This is a genomic window from Hoeflea sp. (assembly GCF_984452065.1).
In genome coordinates, this window is record NZ_CFHWAF010000185.1 from 1 (window position 1) to 7,290 (window position 7,290).

The following is a 7,290-nucleotide window of genomic DNA, read 5'->3' on the forward strand; positions in this document are numbered from 1 at the left end:
ACTTTGTGAGCTGGTTTCAAAAGACAGTGAGGTGAAAAACCCTTCAGATGCGATAGAATATCTTTCTTCGAAAAACAATCAAATGCTAGAAGACAAGAATATAATGAATATTTTGAATAAAATGAATAAAAACATCAATTCAACATACGATCTTATTCGAAATAGAGGAATGAATGCGAAAGAATATGAAGCGACAATTATGGATGGGGATGCGTTGAAAGACCTTTTTGGGCTCGATAGCGAAAGGCAAGCTGACAAGAATGGAGTATTTCTTAATATAGGCGAGATGTTGCAAAAATATCCCGAGGTTTCCGAAGGAGCAACCAAAAGGGCGCTGGGAACTCGGATAGTGCAAGAAATCATGCGTCGTTTACCCACCCAACGAACGGAACTTCTTGAATTCGTTCATGAGTATCTCCCACCGGCCGGTGAAGGTGATTCTGATGCTATCGCATTAAGGAAAGAACAGGCGGCCGCTACGCTTATCTCAAAAATTCTTGCTGGCAAGTGTGATGAAACAACAATAGGGAACCATGTTGTGGGCAAAAGAAGCATTGATAAACTGCAAGCCCTCATCGACGATGGCGGATACAGGTCGCTGCTCGTTTCCGGATCGGCGTGAGCTTTAAAAAAGTTTGGTTTTGAGATGAAGTGCGTGTGACACAAGGGCCCTGAAGAATATCGGAAGCTGTACTGAAACAGTATCGACCTGACAGTCGCCGCTCGTTTGGGCGAGTTTGTTTTCGTGTGTCGTTTCTCCTTTTTCTGTCGACGTTCAATCTAATCACAACTCGCTCTAATGCCTGAAATGGCGCATGCCTGTCAGCACCATCGCGATGCCCGCATTGTTCGCGGCCTCTATCACCTCATCGTCGCGCATCGAACCGCCCGGCTGTATGACCGATGTTGCGCCGGCTTCAAGGGCTGACAAAAGGCCGTCGGCAAAGGGAAAGAACGCATCGGAGGCGACGGCCGACCCTTTTGTGAGTGGTTCTGAAAGGCCGAGGGCCTTTGCCGCGTCCCGCGCCTTGCGGGCGGCGATGCGGGCCGAATCGACGCGGCTCATCTGGCCGGCGCCGATGCCGACGGTGGCGCCGTCCCTTGCATAGACGATGGCATTGGATTTGACGTGTTTGGCGACGCGGAATGCGAATTTGAGGTCGCGTAACTCTTCCTCAGTGGGCACCCGCTCCGTAGCGACCTTCAGGTCGAGATCATCGACGGCCCCATTGTCGCGGGACTGAACAAGAAGGCCGCCGGCAACGGTTTTTGCCATCAGGCCGGGCGCACGCGGGTCCGGAAGGCCGCCGGTCGTCAACAGGCGAAGGTTCTTTTTCGCTGCCAGAATTGTCCGTGCTTCCTGCGAGGCATCAGGCGCTATGATGACTTCGGTGAAGATCTTGACCACCTCTTCAGCCGTCCTGGCATCGAGTGGAGAATTGAAGGCGACGATGCCGCCAAAGGCCGATACGGGATCGCAGGCCAGGGCCTTGCGGTAGGCATCTGCAAGATCGCCTCCGGTTGCCACGCCGCACGGATTGGCGTGTTTTATGATGGCGCAGGCGCGCCCGGCCTCGGGCGCGAATTCGGCAACGCATTCAAACGCCGCATCCGTGTCATTGATGTTGTTGTAGGAAAGCTGTTTGCCCTGATGCAGCGTTGCGGTGGCGACGCCCGGCCGCATCTCGCCCGTTACATAGAAGCCGGCGCTCTGATGCGGGTTCTCGCCGTATCGCATCACGTCCCGCAGGCTGCCGGCCAGGGCGCGATGTTTCGGGTTTTCGACGGATAGTTCGTCGGCAAACCAGTTTGAGATGGCCGCGTCATAGGCGGCGGTTCTGGCGAAGGCTTTTGCCGCCATGTGCTGACGGAACTCATGGCTCAGCGAGCCCTTGTTGTTTTGCAGTTCGTCAATCAGGCTCCAGTAGTCTGACGGATTGGTGATCACGGCCACATAGGCATGGTTTTTTGCGGCTGCGCGGATCATGGCCGGGCCGCCGATGTCGATATTCTCAACGGTGGTCGGATAATCGCCCCCTTGTGCCCGCACCGCCTCGAAGGGATAGAGGTTGATGACGGCAATATCGATGCCGGCAATGTCGTTTTCCTGCATTGCCAGACGATGCTGTTCGTCGTCACGTATGGCCAGCAGCCCGCCATGAACACCGGGGTGCAGGGTCTTGACCCTTCCATCCATGATTTCAGGAAATCCGGTGATGTCTGAGACGTCGCGCACCGCCAGTCCGGCTTCTGCGATCGCCGCTGCCGTGCCTCCGGTGGACACCAGGTCTATGCCGTGCGCGGCCAGCGCCGCTGCGAGCTCGCTCAAGCCGGTCTTGTCGGATACGGAAAGCAGGGCCCGCCGGGGCCTGACATGTTCGGGCGCGGGGATTTTCTTCGAGGCGACAGCCATTTCAGGCTCCTGGTTGGTCGGACATTGCGGGATGTGACGGTCTTGACCGATCTGCTGTCTCGCCTAACACAGCGACTGCGGATGTTAAACCGGTCGCCCGATGCTCTAAAACCTATTTGGATCGCCCTGGCGGCCGGGCCGGCCGTTTCATGGCCGCTTCGGCTTCGGCACGGTGCGCACCAGACTCCAGGAAATCTCCGAGTGCCGCGCGATTATGAAATGAATGACGATCTGCTGCGAGCGGCGGGGGCCGGCCAGATCGGCAAAGAAGATGTCTTCCTCGATGTCGGCCTCGATATCGGGCGAGATGAATTTCCAGTATTCCCCATCCGGTGCGGTCAGCACGATATCGCCATTGCTGTCGTGACTGATGACGATCTTGGGATGAATGTGAAAGCGAATGGCGCCCTGCGTCTTTTCATCGATCGTCAGGCTGTGATTGGCCGATTTGGCGATGCGGTCGCGCCCGGTGACCATGTTGCCGTCGGCGCTCAACTGGATGGAGCGCTCGTGGATCAGGCCGAAGGGGCCGGTGTAACCGTCATGGCGGGCGACGAATCCCTGCCGTCCGTCCGCCTCGTCGCGGCGCTCGATATCGACCTTTTGCGGCCCGTTGGTCAGGATCGGACCGATGAAGCCGGACGAAGAGATGGTGGCCGACGAGGTGTCGTCGACAATCAAGGTGGAATGGGCCGCCGTCGAACGGGCAAGCCGCCGATACTCTCCATGATGAAAGGCCGGTGCGCCGGCGTTGACGATGAAACGGTGGTGCCCCGACGACAGTTCAAAGGACAGGCATCCCGCATGGGCGGTGGCCGACAGTTCGCCGGCGGGGTAGGGTCCCGTGTCGGCGATGATGACCGTGTTGTGATTGAACAGCCGCTGATAGTTCATCTGCGGCGTATGGCGGGGCGGCTCGCCGGTCGATTCGTCGTAGCGAAGAACCGACAGGAGCCGGTCGGCCGGCTGCGCGGTGGTGCCGTTGAACAGCGCCAGGGTTCCGTCGACATGCCGGAAGAAACGCAAGGCCTGGAACATGCGGTCTATGCTCGAGACAAGCCCTTTCGGCGGCGTGTATCCGAGGTTGAGATAGGTCTGACGCAGCGGCAGGAGGTCCGCAAGCAGCGTCATCGCCACTTGCGGGTTGCGCGAGATATGTCCGCCATCGGGCAGTATCTGCCTGGCGATTTCCTGATCGAGGTTGCGGGCGGCGGCATTGATCGTGTTCGGCCGCGCCGGAAGAGCAAGCGTGGCCATCGCAAGCGCGATGCGCACGCGGAAACGTTTTTCGCCGTCACGCATGGCGGGCGCGATCTGACGAAGGTAGCGGATTTGAAGCGCCAGACTCCTGATGAAGCGACGGTAAAAGCCGCGGTCCTGGTTTTTCAGGATAATGGGCGAATGGGAGAGCCACGATATGACGCGCTGCGCGGTCACGTTGGCGTCCCAGGCGACGCCGATAAACTGCCGGCCCCAGATGTTGATCCAGTCCTCGGTCAGCGTGCGCGCATCGGCAAACGCTTCCGGCGTATTGTCCGCCCGCAAATGCCGCAACCAGCGGAAACTGTGCAGCATTTCATCAAATCCGAGAGACGGTCCGGTGTAGAGGAACGGTGATTTGCCGTCTGTTTCAAGAACACGCCCGGCCAGCGGAAAACGGCCGTGATGGACCTCGTGCGCAATATAAGGATCGGCGATGCGAAGATCCGTCGGTGCGACCACCAGCCGATCCGGAGCGGCACCGATGAAGCGCCACGGGTTCAAGCGTCCGACAGCGACCTGGCGGGAAAGACGGCGCCAGCTCTCACGGAAATACAACGGCAAAAATTGCCGGAATTGCACCAGTATTGCCGCCAATCCTCGTCCCCGTATGCCCCATTCCTGAGGCCCTTGGCACAACTATATCACAAGACCATATGACCCGCAGATATAATTTTCAGATACGAACAATCATTGTGAGCGGACGATAACGCAGGCAAAAAAACCATCCATTCCCGACAGTTGCGGAGTGTCATGGACAAGCATGTCGGGTGTCGTCCTTATATCTCCCGAAACAGTCACCATCTCTTCCAGACCGGCCCAGCGGGCGGGGTCGACGGGCTGACGCACGGCCTGCGCATCAGATTTCAGAACCCGGTCCACGACAGCCTCGCCCTCCAGCGGATCGAGCGAGCAATTGGAAAACACGACGGTCCCGCCGGGACGCACAAGCGTCAGCGCATGGCGCAGCAACCTCTCCTGCAGAGCCGCGAGCTTTTCTATGTCCTTCGGGCCCTTGGTCCATGGAATATCGGGATGCCTGCGCACGGTGCCGGTGGACGAGCATGGCGCGTCGAGCAGAACCGCGTCAAACAGCCGGTCGGGCCGCCAGTCCAGCACATCGGCCTGCAGACATTCAGCCTCAAGGCCGAGACGCGTCAGGTTTTCGCGCAGGCAGCCCAGCCGGTTGCGCGACAGGTCAACCGCTGTCACCCGCGCGCCGGCGCATGCAAGCTGGGCGGTCTTTCCTCCCGGTGCAGCGCAAAGGTCGGCGACACGCTTTCCATCGATATCGGCAAACAGCCGAGCCGGGATGGATGCGGCTGCGTCCTGCACCCACCATTGCCCTTCGGCGAAACCGGGCAATTCGGTAAGGGCGCCTTTATGCGCCTGCAAACGCACGGATCCCGTCGGCAGCACGATGCCATCAAGCCGGTTCGCCCAGCCCCGCGGGTCCTGTTTGGTCGTCAGATCAATCGCCGGCTCGGTCCCGTGAGCGGCCAATATGGCGTCCGACCTTTCGCCATAGGCTATGGCAAGTCTTTCGGCGAACCAGGGCGGCGCGTTCAAGGTCGAGGATTCGATCCGCGTCAGCCGTTTTTCCTTTTCCCGCGCAAGCCGTCTGAGAACGGCATTGACCAGAGCGGCGAAACGCCGGCTTCTCGGGTCGGTCCGCGCCTGTTCGACCGCGAGGTCGACGGCCGCCCTGTCGGGTACGTCCAGATAGAGGATCTGGGCGGCAGCCACGTTAAGCAGATGAGCAAGGGCCCGGGCACCGCCCGGCAGCGGCCGATCAAGCATTTGTGACAGGGCCGCCCCGATATGGCCGCGATGACGCAGGGCCGACAGCAGGATAGCGCGCACAAGGCTTCGGTCCGCCGGCTCAAGCGCACGGAAGGCCGGGTTGCCGCCTGCCGGGTCGAGAAGGCCGTCCAGGGGCGTCTTTTTGTCGATGACGGTCGACAGCAAACGGGTCGCGGCCTTGCGCGCCGCAAGTCCGGGTTTTTCCTTTGCGTCCGTCCCGGCCGGTGCGGAATCCAACCCGGTGCCGCTCACGACCAGGGACCTTTACGCGGTTTGCTGTCGCGGTTGCGACCCCAGGGACCGCCGCCGGCTCCGTCGTCGGGTGCTGTGCCGGCCGATGCCGGTGCGTCGTGGAATTCGGCCTCCATCTGCTTCAGCGCGGCAATCCTGTTCTCGGTTGCCGGATGGGTGGAAAACAGCCCGTCCATTCGCTGTCCGTGCAGAGGATTGATAATGAACATATGGGCCGTTGCCGGATTGCGTTCGGCATCCTCATTGACGACACGGCGCGCGCCACCGGCGATTTTGGCCAGGGCCGACGCGAGCCACATCGGGTGACCGCAGATTTCCGCTCCGCCGCGGTCGGCGGAATATTCCCGCGTGCGGCTGATCGCCATCTGCACCATCATGGCGGCAAGCGGCGCCAGGATCATGGCCGCCAGCATGCCTATGAGACCGAGCGGGCCGCTGCGGCCGCCGCGGAAGAAAAATGCGAAGTTGCCGAGCATGGAAATGGCGCCGGCCAGCGTCGCCGTGATTGTCATCGTCAGCGTATCGCGGTGTTTTACATGGGCGAGTTCGTGCGCCATGACGCCGGCCACTTCCTCGTGGCTCAGCATGTGCAGGAGGCCGGTCGTGGCGGCGACGGCGGCGTTTTGGGGGTTTCGCCCGGTGGCGAAGGCGTTCGGCTGGTCGTTCTTTATGAGATAGACCCGGGGCATGGGCAGTTGCGCCCGTTCGGCAAGCTGCCGCACGATTCCGTAATATTCCGGGGCGCTGCGCGCATCCACCTCAACGGCATGGTGCATGCGCAGCACCATCTTGTCGGCATTCCAATAGGAAAACATGTTCATCGCCGCTGCGATCGCCAGAGCAATGAGCATGCCGCCTGTTCCGCCAATCAGATATCCGATCGCCATGAACAGCGCGGTCATAAAGGCGAGCAGCATTGCAGTCCGCACTATATTCATGCATTCACTCCAAACTGTGGGCACTCCAAACTGTGGACCGGTGACTGATCGGCCGCTTTCCCTATATGTTGGGAATATATCGCAACAGTTCAATGTGCCAGCGGGAAGCTTCGACCATGAACAGACAGCCGCAACCGGAAAGTGGCCGGATCGAGAATGCCAAGGACGACCGGCGACGGTTCGAAGACCTGCCGCCGGCTGCCCAGCGCGCCCTGAAGGAGGCCGAACAGCGGCGGATCGCGAAAGAGCAGCATCCCGCGCCCGAGCGTGAAGTGGGCGGTCGTGGCGGCAAGGACCCGGGGCGCTACGGCGACTGGGAAATCGACGGCCGCGCAATCGATTTCTGATCCGGGGCGCACCATCCGCGGTGCAGTCCTTTGTTAACCCTGTCTCGCCGCGGCAGGGGGCCTTGCGCGATGTTAAGATTTGCGAAATCTTGCGGCGCTGGCCGGGATTTTTCAAAGTATGGGGTGCATCGGCCCCAGGAATCTGAGAAACTTGTTTCGCAACAAACAGTTACCAGATTCAAGGACGGGGTCCGATGCCAACACACTGTATCTGTGAACAATTCGAATTTGAAGGCTTCGACGGACGCAAAGTTGTTGCCGCTTTCGACGGTGGAGC

6 protein-coding genes are annotated in these 7,290 nt (G+C 59.9%); 2 read left to right on the plus strand and 4 right to left on the minus strand.

Going from position 1 to position 7,290, the window contains the following annotated elements; all coding sequences use genetic code 11:
- On the plus strand, window positions 1-622 hold a 622-nt coding region (locus AC5E6N_RS22275; protein ID WP_491749867.1), incomplete at its 5' end, for a hypothetical protein.
- A 174-nt stretch (window positions 623-796) separates the two neighbouring features.
- On the opposite strand, the gene purH is transcribed toward AC5E6N_RS22275, so the two are convergent.
- From purH to htpX, 4 genes are all read right to left on the minus strand, one after another.
- Window positions 797-2,413, minus strand: a complete 1,617-nt coding sequence (gene purH, locus AC5E6N_RS22280) for a bifunctional phosphoribosylaminoimidazolecarboxamide formyltransferase/IMP cyclohydrolase (RefSeq protein WP_491749868.1) — start codon at window positions 2,411-2,413, stop codon at window positions 797-799.
- A gap of 147 nt (window positions 2,414-2,560) precedes the next feature.
- Window positions 2,561-4,231: a heparinase II/III family protein gene (locus tag AC5E6N_RS22285; protein ID WP_491749872.1), complete on the minus strand. Its 1,671-nt coding sequence runs from the start codon at window positions 4,229-4,231 to the stop codon at window positions 2,561-2,563.
- 132 nt (window positions 4,232-4,363) lie between these two features.
- Complete coding sequence (locus tag AC5E6N_RS22290) at window positions 4,364-5,713, minus strand: RsmB/NOP family class I SAM-dependent RNA methyltransferase (RefSeq protein ID WP_491749869.1); 1,350 nt, start codon at window positions 5,711-5,713, stop codon at window positions 4,364-4,366.
- 11 nt (window positions 5,714-5,724) lie between these two features.
- A complete protein-coding gene (gene htpX, locus AC5E6N_RS22295) occupies window positions 5,725-6,666 on the minus strand; it encodes a zinc metalloprotease HtpX (RefSeq protein ID WP_491749870.1) in 942 nt (313 codons plus the stop codon).
- Between the two features lie 116 nt (window positions 6,667-6,782).
- Here htpX and AC5E6N_RS22300 point away from each other — a divergent pair, with 116 nt between their 5' ends.
- Window positions 6,783-7,013 (plus strand): DUF1674 domain-containing protein, encoded by a 231-nt coding sequence (locus AC5E6N_RS22300; RefSeq protein WP_491749871.1) that lies wholly within the window; start codon window positions 6,783-6,785, stop codon window positions 7,011-7,013.
- The last annotated feature ends 277 nt before the right edge of the window (window positions 7,014-7,290 follow it).